The sequence below is a fragment of the Paeniglutamicibacter sp. ORCA_105 genome (assembly GCF_045798545.1).
In the GTDB taxonomy this organism is placed as follows: Bacteria; Actinomycetota; Actinomycetes; order Actinomycetales; family Micrococcaceae; genus Paeniglutamicibacter; species Paeniglutamicibacter sulfureus.
The window spans coordinates 1-20,925 of sequence record NZ_JBIXLM010000004.1 but is presented as its reverse complement, the minus strand read 5'-3'; the positions used below and the strand labels follow the sequence as shown (position 1 = coordinate 20,925).

Below are 20,925 nucleotides of genomic sequence, written 5' to 3'. Positions count from 1 at the left end.
CACACCCAAGGAAGTCCCCCAATTGCCTGAAAAAGATATTGCCCCACTGGCCGGAGTCCGGGTCCTGGAACTCGGAAACTACATTGCCGCCCCGACCGCCGGACGCCTGCTGGCCGATTTCGGCGCCGAGGTCATCAAGGTCGAGCGCCCCGGAACCGGCGACGAGCTGCGCAACTGGCGGCTGAAAAAGGGCAGCGTGTCCATGCTCTACCGGACAATCAACCGCAACAAGAAGTCCGTGGTGCTGGACTTGCGCAGCGACGCCGGACGAACGGCCGTCCTGGACCTGGTCAAGCAGTGCGACATCCTGCTGGAGAACTTCCGTCCGGGAACCCTGGAGAAGTGGGGCTTGGGCCCCGAGGTCCTCAATGCGGCCAATCCCGACCTGGTAATCACCCGGATCTCGGCTTTCGGCCAGACCGGCCCGCTTTCCGAACGCCCTGGATTCGCGGCCGTCGCCGAGGCCTTCAGCGGATTCCGCAACCTCGTCGGGGACCCGGACCGCGCCCCGGTGCGCGTCGGCGTCTCGATCGGCGACTCCATCGCCGGCCTGTACGCGGCCTTCGGTTCGGTCATGTCGCTGTTCCAACGCGAAACCCGCCGCGGCACCGCAGTGAAGGTGCCGCTGGCCGAACGCGTCATCGACGTGGCCCTGCACGAGGCCATGTTCTCCATGATGGAGTCGCTCATCCCCGACCTCGGCGCCTACGGAGACAGGCGCAGCCGGGTGGGCGGACGCATGGAGGGGATCGCCCCGTCCAACGCCTACGTCTGCAAGGACGGTGCCAGCATCGTGGTGGCCGGCAACGGCGATGCGATCTTCCGCCGCTACATGGAGACCATCGGGCGCCCGGACCTGGGCAACGACCCGTCCCTGCAGTCCAACGCCGAGCGTTGGGAACGGCGCATCGAGCTCGACGCGGCCATCGGCGTGTGGACGGCAACGCTGCCCTCGGTTGAGGCGCTTCGGATGCTCGACGCCGCCGGCGTCCCCGCCGGACCCATCTACACCGCCGAAGACATCGTCAACGAACCGCAATACGCCGCCCGCAACATGATCCAGTCATTCGACGTCTCCACGGGCGAGGAAATCCTCGAGGGCGTCGGGTTCCCCGGCATCGTTCCGGTCATCGGCGGCACCTCGCTGCCAATCCGCACGCTCGGCCCGGACCTCGGCGAACATACGCAGGAGGTGCTCGGCGGCCTGCTGGGCATGGACGCCGACGAGATCACCGCAGCATCAAACCCCGAGAGGACCCTGGCATGAACCACACCCTTGAACCCCGCGCCGTGCTGCGCGACGTGACCCTGCGCGACGGCCTGCAGCTGACCGGCAAGCTGCTGTCCACCGAACGCAAGGTGGAAACCGTGCGCGAAATGCTCCGCCTGGGCGTGCCGGAAATCGAGCTGGGCTCCATGGCACGGGCGGACCTGGTCCCGCCCATGGCCGACACCCTGGAGGTCGCCGCTGCATTGACCGCCGAGGAACTGGAGAAGTGCTGGATCTGGGTCGCCACCCCCGGGCACGTCGCCAAGGCAGCGGCGGCCGGCATCCGCAACTTCCAGTACTGCCTCTCCGCCTCCGACGCCCACAACCAGGCGAACATCGGACGGAGCACCGAGGCCAGCCTCGCCGCCCTGCCGCAGGCCATCGAGTACGCCCGCGCCGTGGACGGCAGCATCCAGCTGTGCATCGCCACGTCCTTCACCTGCCCCTTCGACGGGCAGGTCCCCGAGCAGCGGGTCCTGGACATCGCCAACGACCCACGCGCGGAAGGCACCTGCGACATCGTCATCTGCGACACCCTGGGCCAGGCGGTCCCCGCCCAGGTGGCAAGCCTGATTTCCCGGGTGCGCGACGAGACCCCGGCACGGCGCATCGTCTACCACGGCCACGACACCTGGGGCCTGGGCGTTGCAAACACCCTTGCCGCCATCGGCGCCGGAGCCGGTGTGGTGGACGGGGCCCTCGGCGGGCTGGGCGGCTGCCCGTTTGCCCCAGGGGCCAGCGGCAACACCTCCAGCGAGGACATCCTCTTCGCCACCCGCCCCGAATGGCTCGATCCGCGCAGCTTCGCCGGCTTGGTCGAACTCTCCGAGGACTTGCTGGAGGAACTGGGCGAACCCAACCGCTCGAAGTCGGCCCAGGGTGCGCGGTCCAATGCCGCGGCCTTCGACTGGGTCATCGCCTCGGACCGCGTCCCTTCGTGCGAGGGTTCCCTGTAGTGGGGGCACGGATCCTGCTAACCACGCCGGTGCCGGAGCCCGCGCCTTCATTGCTTGCCGCGGCCGGCGAGCTGACCGTCCTGGATGCACCGCCCACCTACGCCGAACTTGATGCGCTGTGCGCCAGCGGGGAATTCGACGTGGTGCTCACCCAGCTGCGCGATCTGGTCGATGCGCCGCTGCTCGCCCGGGCTCGGATCAAGGGAATCTCCAACTACGCCGTCGGCCACAACAACATCGACGTTGCGGCCGCCACCGAGCACGGCATCGCGGTGGCCAACACCCCCGGGGTGCTCACCGATGCCACGGCGGACATCGCGATGCTGCTCATCCTGGGCACCGCGCGGCGCGTCATCGAGGCGGACCGGCTGGTCCGGGAGGGACGCTTCACCGGCTGGGAACCCGAGCTCCTGCTCGGCTTCGACGTCTCGGGGCGCACCCTTGGTCTTGCCGGGTTCGGGCGCATCGCCCGGGCCACGGCCCGCCGGGCACTCGGATTCGGGATGGAAGTGCTCTTTGCCCCACGCCCGCCCGGCGACCGGGTGGTGGGACCGGAGGAGCTGGGCGAGTTCGCCGGCAAGGTGCGCCAGGTTCCCTGGGACGAGCTCGTGGCCTCCAGCGACTACCTGTCCCTGCACGTGCCGTTGAACCAGGACACCCGGCATCTGGTGGACGCCGCGGTGCTGGAGCGGATGAAGCCCTCGGCCATCCTCATCAACACGGCCCGCGGTCCCATCGTCGACGAGGACGCGCTGGTCCATGCCCTGTCCACGGGCCGGATCGCCGGTGCCGGACTGGATGTGTTCGAGAACGAGCCGCTGTTGGCAGAAGGGCTGGCGCTGCTGCCCAACACCGTCCTGCTGCCGCACGTGGGCAGCGCCACGGTGCCGGTCCGCGCCGAAATGGCGCGGCTGAGCGCCCTGAACGCCATCGCCATGGCCGGCGGCCAGGTGCCCGCGCACCCGGTGAATCCGGAGGTCTACGCATGAGCGTTCTGATCGTCCCGGACAGCTTCAAGGGCACCTACAGCGCTGCCGAGGTCGTCGGTCATATTGCCACCGGTGTCAGGCGTGCCGGCGGCACGGCCATGGGCATCCCGGTGGCCGACGGCGGCGAAGGCACCTTCGACGCGCTCTGCGCCGGGCTGGGTGCCGTGCCGGTGGAGGTGGTTGTCCTCAATCCCTGGGGCGCACCGGTCACCGCGACCCTGGGTCTGGCCGGGAGCACCGCCGTCGTCGAGCTGGCGCAGGCCTCCGGACTGCACGTGCCCCACGACGGGGACCGCGACCCCCTCACCGCCGACACCTACGGCACCGGCCCGCTGGTCGTTGAGGCCGTCGCCCACGGTGCCCGGCGGATCCTGGTTGCGGCCGGCGGTTCGGCCACAAGCGACGGCGGAACCGGAGCGGTGCGCGCCATCGAGGAGGCCGGGGGCCTACGCGGTGCCGAAATCATCGTGCTCTCGGACGTCACGACGAAATTCCTGGATGCCGCAAGGATTTTCGGCCCGCAAAAGGGCGCGGACCCGGCCACCGTCGCATTGCTGGCGGCAAGGCTGCGGGCGCAGGCGCGCACCTTCCCCCGCGACCCATCCGGGGTTCCGGGAACCGGGGCCGCGGGCGGCTTTGCCGGCGGCATGTGGGCGCACTTCGGGGCGGAGCTGGTCTCCGGTGCCGACTTCGTGCTCGATGCGCTCGACTTCGACCGGCACCTGGCCCGGGCCACCGCCGTGGTCGTGGGCGAGGGACGGCTCGACGGGCAGTCCATGGGCGGGAAGATCATCTCGGTGATCCTGGGGCGGGTGGCGGCCCTGGCACCGCACGTGCCGATCTTTGCGGTGGTGGGATCCGTCGGCGAGGACCTGGGGCAGGCGCGCGACTCCTTCGCCGACGTCATGGTCGCCTCCGCGCCGGAAGCCATGGTCCGTGCCGGCCTGGAGATCCAGGCCGTACTGCGGCAGCCGGCCGACTAGCTGCGCGGGGCCGCGGCCTCCCCGGGGAAGCGGCCGCCGATCAGGCGTGTCATGCGCTCCGCGGTCTCCAGCAACGGCTCGATCCACCCTTCGCACACCGAGCGGGGCATGCGCATGGTCGGGCCGCTGATGGTCACCGCCGCGACCAGGCCGGCGGCCGCGTCGAACACCGGGGCGGAGAGACCGGAGGCGCCGCTCTCCCGCTCCCCGGTGGTGATCGCAAAGCCGTCCGCGCGCGTCCGGGAAATCACGTCACGAAGATCCGCCGCGCTCGTGATGGTTGCGTCGGTGAAATGCTCCAAGGGGGCGTCCAACACCATGGCCAGGAGGTCCGGGTTCCAGGCCAGCAACACCCGGCCGGCCGACCCCGCGTGAAGCGGCGCAAGCTTCCCGAGGTGCATTTCACGGCGCAGCGCGTGCTTGGTTTCGGCCATCCCGACGCAGACCCGGTACTGCTCCTCGGCGCGGAACAGGCAGGCGGTCTCGCCCGTGGTGTCCCGCAGTTCCGCCAGCAGCGGGCTGATCACATTCAGGATTTCCTTGCCGCGCGTGGCGGGGGCCGCCCAGTAGGCCATCTTCATGCCGATGCGGAAGGCATCGCCGTCCCGGTCCAGGAATCCCTGGCCAACCAGGTTGGCGACGAGGCGTTGCACCGTGGAGGTCGGCATCGAAGTGGCCACCCGGATGTCCGCCAGGGTGAGCACCGGCTGGCGAAGCGAGAACGAATCGAGGATGGCGCTGATCTTGCCCAGCACGAGCAGCGGGTTCTGGTTTTTCGATGGTGCTTCGGCCTTGGACATGAAATTGACGCTAGACCATGGGACCGGGCGCGTCCAATCACTTTGCTTCGGGTATCCGGATCGACATTCCGTGCCGTTCACCTGGGTCGGAAGCGCACATCGCAGGGGCTGACCGGTTCCCCCGGCAGGTTCACCGGCCCTCGAACGCCGTACCGTGAGGCATGCCTCTTAAGCGGTGGTTCCGGACGGCCGCAGTACCGGGAATTCGCGGATCACCGGAACGGTCAGGGGTGCCCTGTCGGTACATGTATCGACAGGGCCTCCCTCATGCCGCACACGTGATGATTTGATTGACGTGGACGGATCGGCGCACCTAACGGTGCTGACCGGGGCTGTGCCGCCCTGGCCGCCACGCGGAAGGCGCGCCTGTGCCCCCCCGTCCCGCAGTGAAAAACTTCCTATCGCCATACGGAGAACCATGTTTGAAATCAACGCCTACGCCGCACCGTCCGCAACGGAAGACCTCGTCCCCACCCGCATCGACCGCCGTGAAGTCGGAGAGCACGATGTGCTGATCAGTATCAAGTACTCCGGGATCTGCCACTCGGACATCCATACCGTGCGCGGGGAGTGGGGCCCACAGCAATACCCGCTGGTTCCGGGGCATGAGATCGCCGGAGTCGTCACCGAGGTCGGCGCCTCGGTGACCCGGCATGCAGTGGGCGACCGCGTGGGTGTTGGCTGCATGGTCAACTCCTGCCGCGAATGCGTCCACTGCCTCGCCGGCGAGGAGCAGTACTGCCTGTTGGGCAACATCGGCACTTATGGCGCCACGGACGTGGACGGGACCATCACCCAGGGCGGCTACGCCACCGCCGTGGTGGTCAACGAGGACTTCGTGGTGAACATCCCCGCGGCAATCGAACTTGACGTCGCCGCTCCCCTGCTCTGCGCCGGAATCACCACGTATTCGCCACTGCGCCACTGGGGTGCGGGCCCGGGCAAGAAGGTCGCGGTCATCGGGCTCGGCGGGCTCGGGCACATGGCAGTCAAGATCGCCCATGCCATGGGCGCGGAGGTCACCGTGCTGTCGCGGACGCTCAAGAAGCAGGAAGACGGCGTGAAGCTCGGCGCCGAGAACTACTTCGCCACGGAAAACCCCGAAACGTTCGAGGTGCTGGCCGGCGCCTTCGACCTGATCATCAACACCGTCAGTGCCGGCATCGACATCAGCGCCTTCCTGCAGCTGCTGGCCCTTGACGGCACCCTGGTCAACGTCGGCGCCCCGGCCGAGCCGCTGCCGGTCAACGTCTTCTCGCTGATCACCGGCCGCCGTTCGTTTGCCGGCTCGATGATCGGCGGCATCCGCGAGACCCAGGAAATGCTGGACTTCTGCGCCGAGCACCAAATCGCCGCCGAGGTCGAGGTCATCGCGGCCGAAGACATCAACAAGGCCTACGAACGCGTGCTCGCCTCGGATGTGCACTACCGCTTCGTGATCGACGCTGCCACGCTGGCCTAGACCACGCCGCACGCGTAGCCAGTCTTCCCCACGCCCCCCTTGTGTCGCCCGCAGCGCGGCATAGGGGGCGTTGGGACGACGCGCCATGCCATGATGGCAACATGAAACAGGACCCACGCAACAGCACCCACGCAGAGCTGCAGATCCTTGAAGCCGTGGTCCAAGCCATCGAGCGGCGCGAACAAGTGTTCGTCGCCATCGAAGCAGCGGAAACCCAAGACGAGGCCCGCACCGCGGTGGCCAAGCTCCTGGGCATCGGTGAGATGGAGGCCCGTGCCGTGCTTGATATGCAGGCCCGGCGGTGGACGCAGGGCGAACGGCGCAAGATCACCGACCACATTGCGGTGCTTCGCGGCGAGCTGGAATCAGACTAAGTCCGCACCCGGTTTTCCGCATTCAACCAGGCATCGATCCCGCCATCCAGGTGGAGGACGTCGGTGTAGCCCGCTGCGGCCAGGGCTTCCAGTGCCTGCCGCGAACGCACGCCGGACTTACAGTGCAGCACCAGCGGCACACCGCGTGGGATCCCGGCCAGTGCCGACCCGTCCCTGATGCCGGCGAGTGGAACCAACACGGATCCTGGGATGCGCGAGATCTCGAATTCCACCGGCTCGCGTACATCGAGGAGGATGAAGTCTTCCTCCCCCGATTCCCGTCTTCCCAGCCGTTCGGCCAACCCGTCAACGGAGACCACGGCATTGTCCGTGGCCGCTTCACCTTCGCTTGCGGTGAGCCCGCAGAAAATCTCGTAGTCGACCAGTTCGGTGATTGGCTCCGCCTCCGGGTCCTTGGCGACGCCCAGTTCGCGCCAGCGCGAGGTCAGCGCGTCGAAGACCGACAGCCTGCCCAGCAAGGTTTCACCGACCCCGGTGATGAGCTTGACGGCTTCGGTGACCATGATCGCCCCGATCGAGGCACACAGCATCCCGAAGACTCCTCCCTCCGCGCAGGAGGGGACCGTTCCGGCCGCCGGCGGTTCCGGGTAGAGGTCTCGGTAGTTCGGGCCGTGCTTCGCCCAGAAGACGCTCACCTGGCCGTCGAAGCGCAGGATGGAACCCCACACGTAGGGCTTGCCCAGCAGTGCGGCCGCGTCGTTGACCAGGTAGCGCGTGGCAAAGTTGTCTGCCCCGTCCAGGATCACGTCGTAGTCCGCGAAGATCTCCAGCACGTTGGAGGAATCCAACCGCACCGGGTGCAGCACGACTTCCACCCCCGGGTTGATGGCGGCTACCGAGTCGCGGGCGGACTCCAGCTTGGTGCGGCCGATGTCGTGGACCCCGTGGATCACCTGGCGCTGCAAGTTGCTCAGCTCCACCGTGTCGTCATCGACGATTCCCAGCGTTCCCACGCCGGCAGCGGCCAGGTACAGCAATGCCGGCGATCCCAGGCCACCGGCGCCGATGACCAGCACCTTGGCGTTGCGCAGCCGGCGTTGTCCCTCGAGCCCGATCTCCGGCATGAGGGCATGGCGGGAGTAGCGTTCGAGCTCTTCCGGGGGAAGGGGAGGACCCGGCTCCACAAGGGGTGGCAACGTTGCCATGTTGTTTTCGACGAGCGTCTGACTCAATGAAACCTGCCTTAGGGGGACGAAAGGGACAACAAAAAATGATCTGCCGTTTGCAACCAGAACAAAATTGATCATCCCCGCGAAATGCTTTCGGGGGGATGATCCTCAATGAGTGGGGCTACTGGCCATCCACGGGAGAGCCATCGATTTCGCGGCCTTCCTCGGTGCACAGGCATAGCCTGTTGCCCTGCGCATCGGTGGCCACCACAAACCTGGGGGCTGCCTCGGGATCCAGGGCAGCGCCGGTGGCTTCCAGCTCGCTGAGGATGGGCGAGCTTTCACTGTGCGGCACCGTGATGTCCAGGTGGAAACGGTTGGCGTTGGGCGTGGCGGTCTTTTGGAACCACAGGGCCGGTCCCCGGCCGAAGGGGTCGGCCAGGCTGCCGTCCTTCTGCCGCTTGTAGCCCAGCGCCGTGCGCCAGGTTTCCGAGATGGCGTCCTCGTCGTCGGTGTCGATGGCGATCTCCACCACGCGCAGCAGTTCCGGCCTGGCCACGGCGCCGGAGTTCTGTGCCTGGGCGGAGATCGACCGGGCCAGCGCCGCATCGCGCGCACTCACCCTGCTCCCCGCATCGTGCGAGGTCAGGGTGATGAACAACGTGTCGTAACGCCAATCAACGTCCGGGTGGTGGTTGGCCTCCTGCGCCAGGGCGCCGATGGTGGAGAACAGCGCCAGGGCGGAGGCCGAGGACTCGCACTTCAACGCTGTGCGCAGTGCACCCATTCCGTAGCGCCACTGCGGCAGCTGCAACAGATTCGCCTGGACTTGTTCGAGACTCAGAACATCTTTTGCGGGCATGGTTCTCTCCTTCGGTTCCGGTTCTAGAGATCCGGGCGTCCCTCCATGGCGGAGGAGGCCAGGGCATGGGTGCGCCTGGGGATGCGCCCTGCTTGTGCCGCCAGTCTGCCACCAATGACAGCATGTCTAAAGGCCTGTGCCATGCGCACCGGATCCTGTGCCCGGGTCACCGCCGAGGCCAGCAACACCGCGTCGCAGCCCAGTTCCATGGCCAGCGCCGCGTCGGAGGCGGTGCCGATTCCGGCATCGAGGATGACGGGGATCGAGGCCCGGGAGACGATCAATTCGATGTTGTGCGGGTTCAGGATCCCCAGCCCGGTCCCGATCGGGGCACCCAGCGGCATGACGGCCGCGGCCCCGAGCTGTTCGAGACGCAGGGCCAGCACCGGGTCGTCGTTGGTGTAGGCGAAGACCTTGAAGCCGCGCTCCACCAGGGCCTCGGTGGCCTCGACGAGTTCGACGGCGTCGGGCAGCAGCGTGTGCTCGTCGGCGATCACCTCGAGCTTGACCCAGTCGGTTTCCAGGGCCTCGCGTCCGAGCTCGGCGGTCATCAGCGCCTCGCGGGCGGTGAAGCAGCCGGCGGTGTTGGGCAGAACGCGGATGTTGTTCTCGAGAAGCAGGTCAAAGAGGTTGGTGCCGCCGGTGGACCCCGGTCCGGGCGCGCTGTAGCGGCGCATGGCCACCGTGGTCAGCTCGGTGCCGGAAGCAACCAGCGCGGCACCCAGTCCGTCCAGGCTCGGTGCGCCTCCGGTGCCCATGATGAGCCGGGAACCCAGGGCGATGCCGTCGATGACCAGCGGTTCGGTCTCGGTGAGTGTTTGTGTCATGGTCCTTCGCTTTCTTCCAAGAGGGGGGCGGAGCGGATGTGCAGGGAGGGACCTAGCCGCCCTGGACGGCGGTGACGATTTCGATGTCGTCGTGCTGCTCAAGCTCGGTCACCGACCACTGGCTGCGCGGGACGATGCCGGAGTTGCGGGCAACGGCCACGCCCAGGCGTCCGCCGTCCGCGGGCTTGCCGGTGGGCAGCAGCTCGCGCCCCGTGACTGCGGTGACCAGCTCGGCCAGGGTGGTCCCGGCGGCCAGCGGACTGGGTGCGCCGTTGAGTTGGATGGTGCTCATGAATACTCCTTGGGTTTCAGGGCCGGTGAGAAGCGGTCGGGTCGGAAGCGGTCCCAGGCGGGGTCGCTGCGGCCGGCGATCAGCTCGACGGCGATGTGGGCGGCGATGGGGGTCAGCAGCACGCCGTGCCGGAAGAACCCGGTGGCGATCAGTAGACCCGGCACATCCGGCCCGGTCGCCGAGGCCATGCGTCCCAGCAACGGCGCATTGTCGGGTGTGCCGGGGCGGGCGCGGGCGGTGGTTTCGATGAGTTCGAGCTCGGCGACCGCGGGCAGCAGCACCTGGGCATCGCGCAGCAGCTGGTGTACTCCCCCGGCGCTGACCCCCGGGTTGCCGTCCTCGCGGGCGGTCGCCCCGATGACCACGGTGTCATCCTCGCGCGGGACCACGTAGACCGGCACCCCGCGCACCATCCCGCGCAGCGTGGCGGTGGTCAGCGGGCGCAGGTGCTCGGGCACGCGCAGCCGCAGGATGTCCCCGTGCACCGGGCGCAACGGCAGCACCAGCGCATCGGGCAGTCCAGCGAAATCGGCGGCGCCCAGGCCGTTGGCGAGAATCGTCTCGCTGGCGCGGACCTCGGTGCCGTCGGCAAGCAGCACCCCGGTGACCCGGGAGCCCGAATCGGCGGCATCCTCGTGCAGCAGGGCCGTTGCCCGGGTGCGGACCAGCGTCTGCCCCGATTCCACCCCGTCGCGTTTGGTGCCGGTTGCCGCAAGGCATTCCATGATGGCCTTGGCCAGGGCACGCGGATCGACCTGGTGGTCCTGGGCAATGAGGTGGGCGGCGGAAATATGCGGGGAAAGCAACGGTTCGAGCGCCCGCGCTTCGCGGGTGGTTATCCGGGTGACCTCAAGCCCCTGCCGGGTTTGTGCCTCGCGCAGGTCGCCCAGCGCGGCACGGTCGGCGGCATCCGCGCCGAGGGCCAGCGTGGGGGTGGTGCGGAATCCCGGGTCCAGGCCCGTCTCGGCGGCCAGGGTCCGGGCGAAATCGGGCCAGCGGGCGGCCGAGGCCAGGGTGAGGGAAAGCAGGTCCTCTTCCTGGTAGTGCAGCTCGCTGACAGGGGCCAGCATGCCGGCAGCGGCGAACGTCGCACCGGAGGCGGGGTCCGGGTCGATGAGCATGATGCGGTGCCCTGCGCGCTGTGCTTCGAGGGCGATGCCCAGGCCGATGATTCCGCCGCCGATGACGGCAACGTCGGTGGACAGGGGGTCGGGCACGGTGCGCGACATCGAGGTCTCCTTCCCTACGCCGGTATGAGCCGGATCAGGTTCCACGCCACCCTGTTTTCGAAGGCGGCGTCTGTCGGTCGGCGCAATCGGCGCCCTCTCAGCCAGCTTTCCTGGCTCCCGCGGTACTGAACTAGTCTAGGAGACATGAGCCAGATCACCACCCAAGATGAAGCGACCCCCGTCTTAAGCGCCCCGGACCTCGCTTCCGCGCGCCTTTACTTGTGCACCGATGCCCGGGCCGAGCGCGGTGATTTCGCGGATTTCCTGCGCGCCGCCTATTCCGGAGGGGTGGACATCATCCAGCTGCGCGACAAGAACCTGGACGCCGGGCAGGAGCTCGAACTGCTCCAGGTATTGCGCGAAGTGGCCGGGGAATTCGGCAAGTTGTGGTCGGTGAACGACCGTGCCGACCTGGCGATGCTCTCCGGAGCACCGGTGTTCCACGTGGGCCAGAAAGACCTGCCGCTGCCCGGGGTCAGATCGCTGCTCGGGCCCTCCGTCACCGTGGGGCTTTCCAGCCACGACCCGGCGCAGATCACCGCGGCGGCTGCTGACCCCAATACCGACTACTTCTGCGTCGGCCCGCTGTGGGCCACCCCGACCAAGCCCGGGCGCGCGGCCGTCGGACTGGAGATGGTGGAGCACGCCGCCTCCTTGAAGACGACCAAGCCGTGGTTCGCTATCGGCGGTATCGACCTGGGCAACGTGGAGCAGGTCGTCGAGGCGGGTGCCTCGCGCATCGTGGTGGTCCGCGCCATCACGGACGCGGACGACCCGACTGCTGCTGCGCGGGCGCTGCTGTCCAGGCTGCCGGAATTGGGCTAGCCGACGACACCTCCGGCCTTCCGGCCCTATCGGGTATCGGCCCGGTCGCCGCCAACTACTCAGGACTCCGACCGGGCCATCACCGACGAGGGGAAGTTCGATACGCAGACCCTGGCCGGGAAACCGCCGGTCGTCGTCCACCACACGCTGGGCGTCGAAGCGCTCCCCTCCCACGGCATCGAAGTCATCCGCTCGCTCCATGACCGCACTGGACAGTTCCCGCGAAACCCCTCATCCCCAATTCTCCGTTTGGTCCTTACCGCTGGCACGGATACAAGAAAAAATGTCACGGACGGGCTTCCGTACCGCTCATTTTCAACGACCCGGAGACGGCAATCCATAGCCCGGTAGAAGGGGCAGTTTTCAGGAAGACCGGGCGGCGGTGCGGGCGATAGTCTAGGCGTGGGGAGTTCCGCCGCCGCGGAGCCGGCACGAATGGGAGAAGCAATGACCAGCGAGACCACGACCAGCACGTCCGCAACGAGGCATGCCGCCGACAGCCACGAGGTGATCCGCGTGCGGGGTGCCCGGGTGAACAACCTCAAGGACATCAGCGTCGAGATCCCCAAGCGCCGCCTCACGGTGTTCACCGGGGTCTCCGGCTCGGGCAAGTCCTCGCTGGTCTTCGGCACCATCGCCGCCGAGTCCCAGCGCATGATCAACGAGACCTACTCCGCGTTCGTGCAGGGTTTCATGCCCACCCTGGCCCGCCCCGAGGTCGACACGCTCGAGGGGCTGACCACCGCGATCCTGGTGGACCAGGAACGCCTGGGCTCCAACCCGCGCTCCACCGTCGGCACGGTCACCGACGCCAACGCCATGCTGCGCATCGTTTTCTCGCGGCTGGCACAACCCCACATCGGTTCCCCGCAGGCGTACTCCTTCAATGTCCCCTCGGTTTCCGGGGCAGGCGCCGTGACCCTGGAAAAGGGCGGGAAGAAGATCAAGGAACGGCGATCCTTCTCCATCACCGGCGGCATGTGCCCGGAATGCGAGGGTCGCGGCAAGGTCAACGACTTCGACCTCACCGCGCTGTTTGACGAGACCAAGTCACTTTCCGAGGGGGCGCTGACGGTTCCCGGCTACTCGATGGACGGTTGGTACGGGCGCATTTTCTCCGGATCCGGCTACTTCGACATGGACAAGAAACTGTCCAAGTTCACCAAGGCCGAAATGCATGACCTGCTCCACCGGGAGCCGACCAAAATCAAGGTCGAGGGCATCAACCTCACCTACGAAGGCATCATCCCCAAGATGCAGAAGTCGTTCCTGGCCAAGGATGTCGAGGCCATGCAGCCGCACATCCGCGCCTTCGTCGAGCGTGCGATCACCTTCACCGCCTGCCCCGAATGCGGCGGCACGCGCCTGGCCGAGCACGCCCGCAACTCGAAGATCGATGGCAAGTCCATCGCCGATGCCTGCGCCATGCAGATCAGCGACCTGGCGCGCTGGGTCCGCGGGCTTCGCGAGCCATCGGTGGCCCCGCTGCTTGACGCGCTCGGGGACACGCTGGATTCCTTCGTCGACATCGGGCTGGGCTACCTCTCGCTGGACCGCCCCTCCGGAACGCTTTCGGGGGGCGAGGCGCAACGCACCAAGATGATTCGCCACCTGGGCTCCTCGCTCACCGACGTCACCTACGTCTTCGACGAGCCGACCATCGGGCTGCACCCGCACGACATCGACAAGATGAACGAGCTGCTGCTGGCCCTGCGCGACAAGGGCAACACCGTGCTGGTCGTCGAGCACAAGCCCGAGGCCATCGCCATCGCCGACCACGTCGTTGACCTGGGCCCAAAAGCCGGTTCCGGCGGCGGACAGATCATGTTCGAGGGCACGGTGGAAGGCCTGCGCGCCTCCGACACCATCACCGGGCATCACCTGGATGACAGGGCGAAGCTGAAGGAGGCCGTGCGCACCTCCTCCTCGGCGCTTCAGGTGCGCGGCGCCAACACCAACAACCTCAGGAACGTTGATGTGGACATCCCGCTTGGCGTGCTCACTGTCCTCACCGGCGTCGCCGGGTCGGGCAAGAGTTCGCTCATCACCGGATCGGTCGCCGGGCGCGAGGGCGTCATCAGCATCGACCAGGGTTCCATCAAGGGATCGCGGCGCTCCAACCCCGCCACCTACACCGGGCTGCTGGAGCCCATCCGCAAGGCTTTCGCGAAGGCCAACGGCGTGAAGCCGGCGCTGTTCAGCGCGAACTCCGAGGGCGCCTGCCCCACCTGCAATGGCGCCGGGGTCATCTTCACCGACCTGGGCATGATGGCCGGGGTCTCCAGCACCTGCGAGGAGTGCGAGGGCAAGCGCTTTGACTCGATGGTGCTCGACTACCACCTGGGCGGCAAGGACATCTCCGAGGTGCTGGCGATGTCGGTGGCGCAAGCCGAGGAATTCTTCGCCGCCGGCGAGGCGAAGCTGCCGGCAGCACACAAGATCCTCACCCGGCTTTCCGACGTGGGCCTGGGCTACCTGGGCATCGGCCAGCCGCTGACCACACTCTCGGGCGGCGAACGCCAACGCCTGAAGCTGGCCACCCACATGGGAGAAACCGGCGGCATCCTGATCCTGGACGAGCCGACCACCGGCCTGCACCTCGCGGACGTCCAGCAGCTGCTGGGCCTGCTGGACCGCTTGGTGGAGTCGGGCAAGTCGGTCATCGTGATCGAGCACCACCAGGCCGTCATGGCACACGCGGACCGGATCATCGACATCGGTCCGGGCGCGGGCCACGACGGGGGCACCATCGTTTTCGAGGGGACCCCTGCGGAGCTGGTGGCCGATGGTTCCACGCTGACCGGCAAGCACCTGGGAGCCTACGTCGGAGCGTAGCCGTCCCGGCCCGCTACGAGGCCGGGGTGCACTTCACGCTGGTCACGAGCAGGACCTTGGACAGCTCCGCCGTGACGCGCGCCGGCGCGCCGCTAAGCCCCGAGGCCGTGGGCGTGATTGTCACGGCATACACGTAGGTGCCCAGCAGGGCCGCGCCGTCCAGGCGCAAGGTTGCCGTTGTGTTCGATGTGGTTTTTGTGGTCGTGACCGAGTTCCGCACGGCCTGCACCGTGTATCCGGTGGCGTCGACTGCGCCCCGTTTCAGGGTCAGGTCGGAGTATGAATCGCCCAACAGCGGCCCGTCCTTGCGGGTACAGGTCACGGTTGCGGGGTTCACGCCCTGCGGTGCCCACGGGCCGGCGACCACAGTGGAGGCCACCGACCCGTTCAGCGTCCACAGCGCGTGTGCTCCGGTGGCGCCGAGCCCAAGGACCACGATGACGCCGTAGACAATCGCCGCGATGCGCCACGAACCCGACCGCTCGCGGGTGCCGCGCGCGCTCACGCCGATACCTGCCAGGAGGCCTCTTCGTCCTGGTCGGGGGTCGCCGCGGCACGCCGCCGTGCGACAAGTCCGCGGATCATGGTGATGGCACCGTAGCCAATCAGCCCGGCTGCAACGAGGTTGCCCACCAGTCCGCGGTCGTGGTTGCCCAACCAATTGGCCGCGAATCCTGCGTACGGCACCGCGTAGAACAGCTTCCCGCGCATCTGCACCTCGGTGACAGGGGTTTCATCGGCAACATCGTTGTTGTCTCCCCGGGTGACCAGCGTGCGCATGCCCGACTGGTCCGCAGCGAGCGATTCGATGCGGTGGGTGATGACTTCCGGGCGGCCCGATTCAAGCTGGTAGGTCACCACGTCGCCGACGTTCAATGATTCAAACGGGGCGGGCTTGACGACCAGCAACGTTCCCGGTCCATAGTTCGGCAGCATGGAGCTGGTCAGCACCGAATAAGCCTGCGACCCCGTGAGGGCGGGGACCACGATGAGCACCAATGCTGCCAACGAGGCAACAACCAGGGCGACGAAACTGACGGCGGTCCCGACCCGGCCAAGTGCGTGGCGGGCGACGGATGAATGTGCTGCCGTATGCCGGGACATGGGGGACCATACCTATCTGCGTGGTGGGTTTACTGGAGTTGGGTGGCGTTGAGGTTGAAGCCAACGCCTGCTACCGCTCCCCCAAGGGTTGCCGGGGCATTGGTCGCCAGTGCGACTGTCAGGCAGAGCGTGCCACTTTGGCCCTGTCCCAGCTCCACTGCTATTGCGATGCGGTTCACCGAGCAATCGGTGCCCTGGACCCTGTAGAGGTCGGTGGTGAGATAGGGCGCGAGCGCACCTGTTGCCGTTGGCAGACCAGGATCCACCCTGATGCGGAACGTCCCGCTGCCGGCGTTGCTCGAATTGGTGAGCGTGACGGCGGTGGTGCGGGTGGTTCCGGGCAGTAGCCCGGTGACCCCGGGAATCGTCACGGTTTGCCCCGAAACCGAGAGCTGTTGTGCCGTGCCCCCGGATGTCTTAACGGTCAACGAGAAGTCGGCACCGGATACGATTTGGGGTTTCGATGCGGCGGTTTGGCTCCACGCGGCCAGCGTTCCCTGCACCGTGAACAGCGCCAGGATGGTTGCGGCCCCCAAGATCGCAACCATCCTCAGCGTTGTTTTCGTGCCCATGCTGTGCTCCTCGTGGGTCAAGATTTCAGCGGTGGCGCTATGGCGTGCTGACCGGCACGATCTGTTCCAGCTTGAAACCGATGGTTCCCAGTGCATTGCTGGCCTTGGCGCCCTCGGTGCCGGTGGTTGCTTCCAGGAATGTCACGCTGACAGTTGCGGTGTATTCACCGTCCGAGTTGGCGTCAAGGGGCGCGGTGACGGGGGTTCCGCTTGAATTTTTCAGGGTCGCGCTGCCGACCTCGAGGTAGGAGGCGAACTCGGATCCGGCCAGATTGTTCGTCAGCGTGAGCGACGCGCTCATCAAGTCGCCATCAAGCGCCACGGTGACAGGCTGCGAGAAGTGCAGCTCGTCGCCCGGGACGACCTTGTAGGAATCCAGTTCGATCGCGGTGCCGGCGTCATTGGTCCAGGTTCCGACGCCCGCAGTCAGGTCAAGATCGCCGGAGACAATGGTTCCTGCCGGCTCGGCCACTGATTTGTTCCACACTGCGAGCGTTCCACCGCCTCCCAGCAGCAGTGCCACGCCGAGGCCGGTCGCAAGAGCGCCCTTCGTCATCTTGTTCATCGTGTTGGTCCTCCACAAGTCCTGCGCCGGACCCAGCGACCGGTGCAACACCTACTGTGCAGGTCGAACCACAAGATGGAGATGGATTTTTCGGCAGGCTTCCGCCAAGCTTTCCGCAATCGACTCAAGGCTTGCTTTGGCCGTTCTTGCGGGAACCTTGATCGTTGGCGTGTTTCCTCAACGCCAGCCACAAGTCCTTGCGCCAAACCAGGGGATACACCTGGCCATGCTTGTTCGCACGGCAGTTTCCCTCAATGCATCACGCGCCTGCAGAGGGTACAACCCATCTCTTCGTCAAAAGGCCATGCCCCCTAGGGAGACATTGCCTTTTCACAACGATGGAAGGGCCGGGCGCCACTGGATCAGCGGTTTGCTGCCGCAATTACCTCATCGGGCGCCTGGGTTCCGGCCGCTTCGTGGGCGCGCAACACCTTGCGGGCACGGTCGCGCTTCAACCGTTCGCGCGGATCGCGGTGCGGCAATTGGTCCGCGGGGCCAAGGACGGTGAATCCCAGGAACTGCAGGCGCCACAGAACGCGGTAGGTGAGGCTCAATCCCGTGGTGTCCTCGACGATGGGCAATTTCTTGTCACTCATGGGTTTCCAGTCACTTTCTGTGGGACAACAACCCGATTGCGAGCGGATCGTCCGGTGGGCTGCCTCGGTTCAAGTGTAAGCCAATGATTGGTACACCAACTAATTGCCCTGGGACATCCTCCGATGAATTCGGAGGGTCCTAGTGGGTCGCCTTGGAGGCGGCCGCAATGACCTTCTTCATGGTCGCGTGGAGGGCAACGAGTTCTTCGCCGTCCATATCCAGTCGCCGCATCATCTCCTTGGGCACCTCAAGGGCAAGCTCCCGGGCGTCCCTGCCTTTTTCGGTCAGCACTATCTCCAGGGTCCGCTCATCGGCCGCACTGCGGCTGCGCCGCACATAGCCGAGAGCTTCAATTCGCTTCACCAGCGGCGACAGCGTTCCGGGGTCCAATTGGAGCAGTTCACTAAGGCCCTTGATTGACAGAGGTTCATGCTCCCAGAGCGTCAGCATGACAAGGTATTGGGGATGGGTTAGCCCCAGCGGCTCAAGTACCGGCCGATAGGCCGCGACCACGCTGCGCGACGCCAAGGACAGCGCAAAACAAACCTGGTTCTCCAACGCCAGCGGATCTACCGGCGGTTTTTCGCTCACTTTGTTCCCTGCTTTGGTGGATGGTTCCGTCCATCCATCATAGGTACGGAAAACAGTTCCCGTCGCGAGAGACCCGGCCGACGGCAGCCCGCGTGCCCTGGGGCCGGACGCGGTACACATCCCCGGATACGCCGTGCCGGCCACGGTGGCCCCGTCACCGACCGGATTCGCACTCCGGTCCCGGTCCAGCACCCGCCGCACGACGAAACCCTGCCCCCATGCCCGGCCTGCATTTACCTTCCCTTTGGGGCGACCCGGCTGCCCGGGCGATACCCAATCCTTAATTTCAACCATGAGAAAAGCATCCTGACAAGGGGTTATTATCGGCATTTCCCAATGGTCTCCCAGTTGTCGCCTCCCGTTAACCTAAATGCGGCCGGCTCGTTGACTTGCGCCGATAGCGTCTTTGGTTGTGAGTACGAACAGCGAAGCGAAGACCCTGGTCATCATCCCGGCCCGCGGGGGATCAAAGGGAATCCCGCTAAAGAACCTGCGCAGGATCGGCGGCCAAACCTTGCTGGCCCGGGCCATTGAATCCGCGTTTGCCACGCCGTCAGTTCTCGACGTCGTGGTCAGCACGGATCACCCGGACATCAAGGCGGAGGCGTTGGCAAACGGCGCAACAGTCATCGACCGCCCGGCAGAGATCGCCGGTGACACAGCAAGCAGCGAATCGGTGTTGTTGCACGCCCTGGGCACGCTGGACGTTCTCCCCCAAATCACCGTTTTCATCCAATGCACCTCGCCGGTCATCGACCCGGCAGACCTGCAGGCGGCCATCACCACGGTTGCCAGCGGGGCGGCGGACGTCAGCTTTGCCGTGGTTCCCGACCACGGGTTCCACTGGAGCTGCGACGAAACCGGGGCCGCCCAGGCCAGCGGACACGATGCCGCACGGCGTCCGCGACGGCAGGACCGCGAACCGCGGTTCCGCGAAACCGGGGCGTTCTATGTCATGGACACCGCGGGATTCCTTGAGGCGGAACATCGCTTCTTCGGCTCCCTGGCCCTGGCCCAGGTGCCGGAGGACCACGGAATCGACATCGACACCGAGGCCGACCTGGCCTTGGCCCAATGGCGACTGACCCACAACACGCCCGTGGCCGGGATCGACGTTGACGCGCTGGTCACCGACTTCGACGGCGTGCACACCCCGGACACCGCCTACCTCGGCCAGGACGGAAGCGAATCGGTACGGGTCTCCCGCTCCGACGGAATGGGTATCTCGCTGCTGAAGAAGGCAGGAATCCACCTGCTGATCCTGTCCACGGAAACCAACCCCGTAGTCACCGCCCGGGCCACCAAGCTCGGCGTGGAAGTCGCCCAAGCCGTGAGCGACAAGGCCACCGTCCTGAACCAATGGATCGCCGACCGCGGCCTGGATCCGGAACGCGTCGCCTACCTTGGCAACGACGTGAACGACCTGGACGCCATGAACCAGGTCGGCTGGCCACTGACGGTGGCCGACGCCCAAGACTCCGTACACCTCGCGGCCCGGCACCGCCTTTCGCGGCCCGGCGGCCGCGGCGCGGTGCGGGAAGCCGCCGACCTCATCCTGGCCGGCACCACAAGCCAAAACACCGTGACGGCCGCCGTCCCGGCATCCGGGCCAATTGAACCCTCCCTGGTTCGCTAGGCCCCCCACAGTTTTCCACCAATTCTCGCCGTGACCTTCACATAACCAACCCGAACGGTCCGGTAATCAACGAAAGGAAAGTCCCCCATGACTATCACCACCACCGAAACCGCACCCGTCGCCATCGGCGAGCAGACCCTGGGCACCGGCCAGCAGGTTTATGTCATCGGCGAGATCGGCATCAACCACAACGGTGACATGGAGATCGCCAAGCAGCTCATCGACGTCTCCGCCAAGGCCGGCGCCAACGCCGTGAAGTTCCAGAAGCGCACCCCCGACATCTCCACCCCGATGGACATGCGCGACAAGATCCGTTCCACCCCGTGGGGCGACATGACCTACCTGGACTACCGCTACCGCGTCGAGTTCGATGCAGCGCAGTACAAGGAACTGATCCGCTACGCCGCAGCACAGGGCCTGCACGCCTTCGCCTCCCCGTGGGACGTTCCCTCGGTGGAGTTCATGGAAGAGCAGGGCGCGGTGACCCACAAGGTCGCCTCCGCCTCGGTCACCGACATCGAGCTGCTCAAGGCCCTGGCCGAGACCGGAAAGCCGATCATCCTCTCCACCGGCATGTCCACCATCGAGCAGATCGACAAGGCCGTGGAGACCCTGGGCACCGACAAGCTGGTCATGATGCACGCAACCTCCACCTACCCGCTGCCTCCCGAAGAGGCCAACCTGCGCATGATCACCACGCTGCAGGAGCGCTACCAGGTTCCGGTCGGCTACTCGGGCCACGAGCGCGGCCTGCAGATCTCGCTGGCAGCCGTCGCCCTGGGCGCCGTCACCGTCGAGCGCCACATCACCCTTGACCGCACCATGTGGGGATCCGACCAGGCTTCCTCGCTGGAACCGAAGGGCTTCGAGGCACTGATCCGCGACATCCGCATCCTGGAGCAGGCCATGGGCGACGGCGTCAAGAAGGTCTTCCCGGGCGAGCTGGCACCGCTGTCCCGCCTGCGCCGCGTCGATGCCTAACCCGTAGCATTCTTCACATAGTTTCAACACCGTGGGGGGGGGGGG

The 20,925-nt window shown here is 66.6% G+C and carries 22 protein-coding genes and 1 riboswitch; of the genes, 10 read left to right on the top strand and 12 right to left on the bottom strand.

The window, feature by feature from the left end; all coding sequences use genetic code 11:
- Window positions 1–22: 22 nt before the first annotated feature.
- Genes ACIPUB_RS02870 through ACIPUB_RS02855 form a run of 4 tightly spaced genes read left to right on the top strand, consistent with a single transcriptional unit; the run spans window position 23 to window position 4,198 of the window.
- The gene (locus tag ACIPUB_RS02870) at window positions 23–1,267 is read left to right on the top strand and encodes a CaiB/BaiF CoA transferase family protein (RefSeq protein ID WP_407605977.1); all 1,245 of its coding nucleotides are present in this window, start codon (window positions 23–25) and stop codon (window positions 1,265–1,267) included.
- A complete protein-coding gene (locus ACIPUB_RS02865) occupies window positions 1,264–2,226 on the top strand; it encodes a hydroxymethylglutaryl-CoA lyase (RefSeq protein ID WP_407605976.1) in 963 nt (320 codons plus the stop codon). Before ACIPUB_RS02870 ends, ACIPUB_RS02865 begins: the two co-directional genes overlap by 4 nt.
- Window positions 2,226–3,215 carry a 2-hydroxyacid dehydrogenase gene (locus ACIPUB_RS02860; RefSeq protein WP_407605975.1) on the top strand — a complete coding sequence of 330 codons (990 nt, stop codon included), beginning with the start codon at window positions 2,226–2,228 and terminating at the stop codon, window positions 3,213–3,215. Before ACIPUB_RS02865 ends, ACIPUB_RS02860 begins: the two co-directional genes overlap by 1 nt.
- A complete protein-coding gene (locus ACIPUB_RS02855; RefSeq protein ID WP_407605974.1) occupies window positions 3,212–4,198 on the top strand; it encodes a glycerate kinase in 987 nt (328 codons plus the stop codon). Before ACIPUB_RS02860 ends, ACIPUB_RS02855 begins: the two co-directional genes overlap by 4 nt.
- Here ACIPUB_RS02855 and ACIPUB_RS02850 read toward each other — a convergent pair.
- Complete coding sequence (locus tag ACIPUB_RS02850; RefSeq protein ID WP_407605973.1) at window positions 4,195–4,998, bottom strand: IclR family transcriptional regulator; 804 nt, start codon at window positions 4,996–4,998, stop codon at window positions 4,195–4,197. The two genes, ACIPUB_RS02855 and ACIPUB_RS02850, sit on opposite strands and share 4 nt — an antisense overlap.
- A 418-nt stretch (window positions 4,999–5,416) precedes the next feature.
- Between ACIPUB_RS02850 and ACIPUB_RS02845 the strand changes: the two genes are divergently transcribed.
- Window positions 5,417–6,460: an NAD(P)-dependent alcohol dehydrogenase gene (locus tag ACIPUB_RS02845; protein ID WP_407605972.1), complete on the top strand. Its 1,044-nt coding sequence runs from the start codon at window positions 5,417–5,419 to the stop codon at window positions 6,458–6,460.
- A 101-nt stretch (window positions 6,461–6,561) separates the two neighbouring features.
- Complete coding sequence (locus ACIPUB_RS02840) at window positions 6,562–6,834, top strand: DNA gyrase subunit A (protein ID WP_407605971.1); 273 nt, start codon at window positions 6,562–6,564, stop codon at window positions 6,832–6,834.
- On the opposite strand, the gene moeB is transcribed toward ACIPUB_RS02840, so the two are convergent.
- The 5 genes from moeB to thiO all read right to left on the bottom strand — a co-directional run bounded on the left by moeB (window position 6,831) and on the right by thiO (window position 11,174).
- Window positions 6,831–8,000, bottom strand: coding sequence for a molybdopterin-synthase adenylyltransferase MoeB (gene moeB / locus ACIPUB_RS02835; RefSeq protein WP_407606099.1), 1,170 nt, complete (start codon window positions 7,998–8,000; stop codon window positions 6,831–6,833). The genes ACIPUB_RS02840 and moeB overlap by 4 nt on opposite strands.
- Before the next feature lie 145 nt (window positions 8,001–8,145).
- Complete coding sequence (locus tag ACIPUB_RS02830; protein WP_407605970.1) at window positions 8,146–8,826, bottom strand: 4a-hydroxytetrahydrobiopterin dehydratase; 681 nt, start codon at window positions 8,824–8,826, stop codon at window positions 8,146–8,148.
- Window positions 8,827–8,849: 23 nt separating this feature from the next.
- Window positions 8,850–9,653, bottom strand: coding sequence for a thiazole synthase (locus ACIPUB_RS02825; protein WP_407605969.1), 804 nt, complete (start codon window positions 9,651–9,653; stop codon window positions 8,850–8,852).
- A 52-nt stretch (window positions 9,654–9,705) separates the two neighbouring features.
- Window positions 9,706–9,945 carry a sulfur carrier protein ThiS gene (thiS, locus tag ACIPUB_RS02820; protein ID WP_407605968.1) on the bottom strand — a complete coding sequence of 80 codons (240 nt, stop codon included), beginning with the start codon at window positions 9,943–9,945 and terminating at the stop codon, window positions 9,706–9,708.
- A complete protein-coding gene (gene thiO / locus ACIPUB_RS02815; RefSeq protein WP_407605967.1) occupies window positions 9,942–11,174 on the bottom strand; it encodes a glycine oxidase ThiO in 1,233 nt (410 codons plus the stop codon). Before thiO ends, thiS begins: the two co-directional genes overlap by 4 nt.
- A riboswitch (TPP riboswitch) is annotated at window positions 11,169–11,304 on the bottom strand. It overlaps the preceding gene by 6 nt.
- Window positions 11,305–11,318: 14 nt before the next feature.
- On the opposite strand from thiO, the gene thiE reads away from it, so the two are divergent.
- Both thiE and ACIPUB_RS02805 read left to right on the top strand, forming a co-directional pair.
- The gene (gene thiE, locus ACIPUB_RS02810; protein WP_407605966.1) at window positions 11,319–11,999 is read left to right on the top strand and encodes a thiamine phosphate synthase; all 681 of its coding nucleotides are present in this window, start codon (window positions 11,319–11,321) and stop codon (window positions 11,997–11,999) included.
- 447 nt (window positions 12,000–12,446) lie between these two features.
- Window positions 12,447–14,834 carry an ATP-binding cassette domain-containing protein gene (locus ACIPUB_RS02805; protein WP_407605965.1) on the top strand — a complete coding sequence of 796 codons (2,388 nt, stop codon included), beginning with the start codon at window positions 12,447–12,449 and terminating at the stop codon, window positions 14,832–14,834.
- A 13-nt stretch (window positions 14,835–14,847) separates the two neighbouring features.
- Here the strand turns inward: ACIPUB_RS02805 and ACIPUB_RS02800 are convergent, their stop codons facing one another.
- The 6 genes from ACIPUB_RS02800 to ACIPUB_RS02775 all read right to left on the bottom strand — a co-directional run bounded on the left by ACIPUB_RS02800 (window position 14,848) and on the right by ACIPUB_RS02775 (window position 18,263).
- Entirely contained in the window at window positions 14,848–15,339 is a 492-nt protein-coding gene (locus ACIPUB_RS02800; protein ID WP_407605964.1) for a hypothetical protein, read from the bottom strand.
- Window positions 15,336–15,938 (bottom strand): signal peptidase I, encoded by a 603-nt coding sequence (locus ACIPUB_RS02795; RefSeq protein ID WP_407605963.1) that lies wholly within the window; start codon window positions 15,936–15,938, stop codon window positions 15,336–15,338. Before ACIPUB_RS02795 ends, ACIPUB_RS02800 begins: the two co-directional genes overlap by 4 nt.
- Before the next feature lie 29 nt (window positions 15,939–15,967).
- Window positions 15,968–16,510, bottom strand: a complete 543-nt coding sequence (locus tag ACIPUB_RS02790; RefSeq protein WP_407605962.1) for a SipW-dependent-type signal peptide-containing protein — start codon at window positions 16,508–16,510, stop codon at window positions 15,968–15,970.
- Between the two features lie 37 nt (window positions 16,511–16,547).
- Entirely contained in the window at window positions 16,548–17,075 is a 528-nt protein-coding gene (locus tag ACIPUB_RS02785) for an alternate-type signal peptide domain-containing protein (RefSeq protein ID WP_407605961.1), read from the bottom strand.
- Between the two features lie 362 nt (window positions 17,076–17,437).
- The gene (locus ACIPUB_RS02780; RefSeq protein ID WP_264271081.1) at window positions 17,438–17,671 is read right to left on the bottom strand and encodes a hypothetical protein; all 234 of its coding nucleotides are present in this window, start codon (window positions 17,669–17,671) and stop codon (window positions 17,438–17,440) included.
- A 139-nt stretch (window positions 17,672–17,810) separates the two neighbouring features.
- On the bottom strand, window positions 17,811–18,263 hold the full coding sequence (locus ACIPUB_RS02775; protein ID WP_407605960.1) for a MarR family winged helix-turn-helix transcriptional regulator: 453 nt from the start codon (window positions 18,261–18,263) through the stop codon (window positions 17,811–17,813).
- Between the two features lie 412 nt (window positions 18,264–18,675).
- Here ACIPUB_RS02775 and ACIPUB_RS02770 point away from each other — a divergent pair, with 412 nt between their 5' ends.
- Both ACIPUB_RS02770 and ACIPUB_RS02765 read left to right on the top strand, forming a co-directional pair.
- Entirely contained in the window at window positions 18,676–19,899 is a 1,224-nt protein-coding gene (locus tag ACIPUB_RS02770) for a cytidylyltransferase domain-containing protein (RefSeq protein ID WP_407605959.1), read from the top strand.
- Window positions 19,900–19,986: 87 nt separating this feature from the next.
- On the top strand, window positions 19,987–20,880 hold the full coding sequence (locus tag ACIPUB_RS02765; RefSeq protein WP_264271078.1) for an N-acetylneuraminate synthase family protein: 894 nt from the start codon (window positions 19,987–19,989) through the stop codon (window positions 20,878–20,880).
- Window positions 20,881–20,925 lie beyond the last annotated feature (45 nt).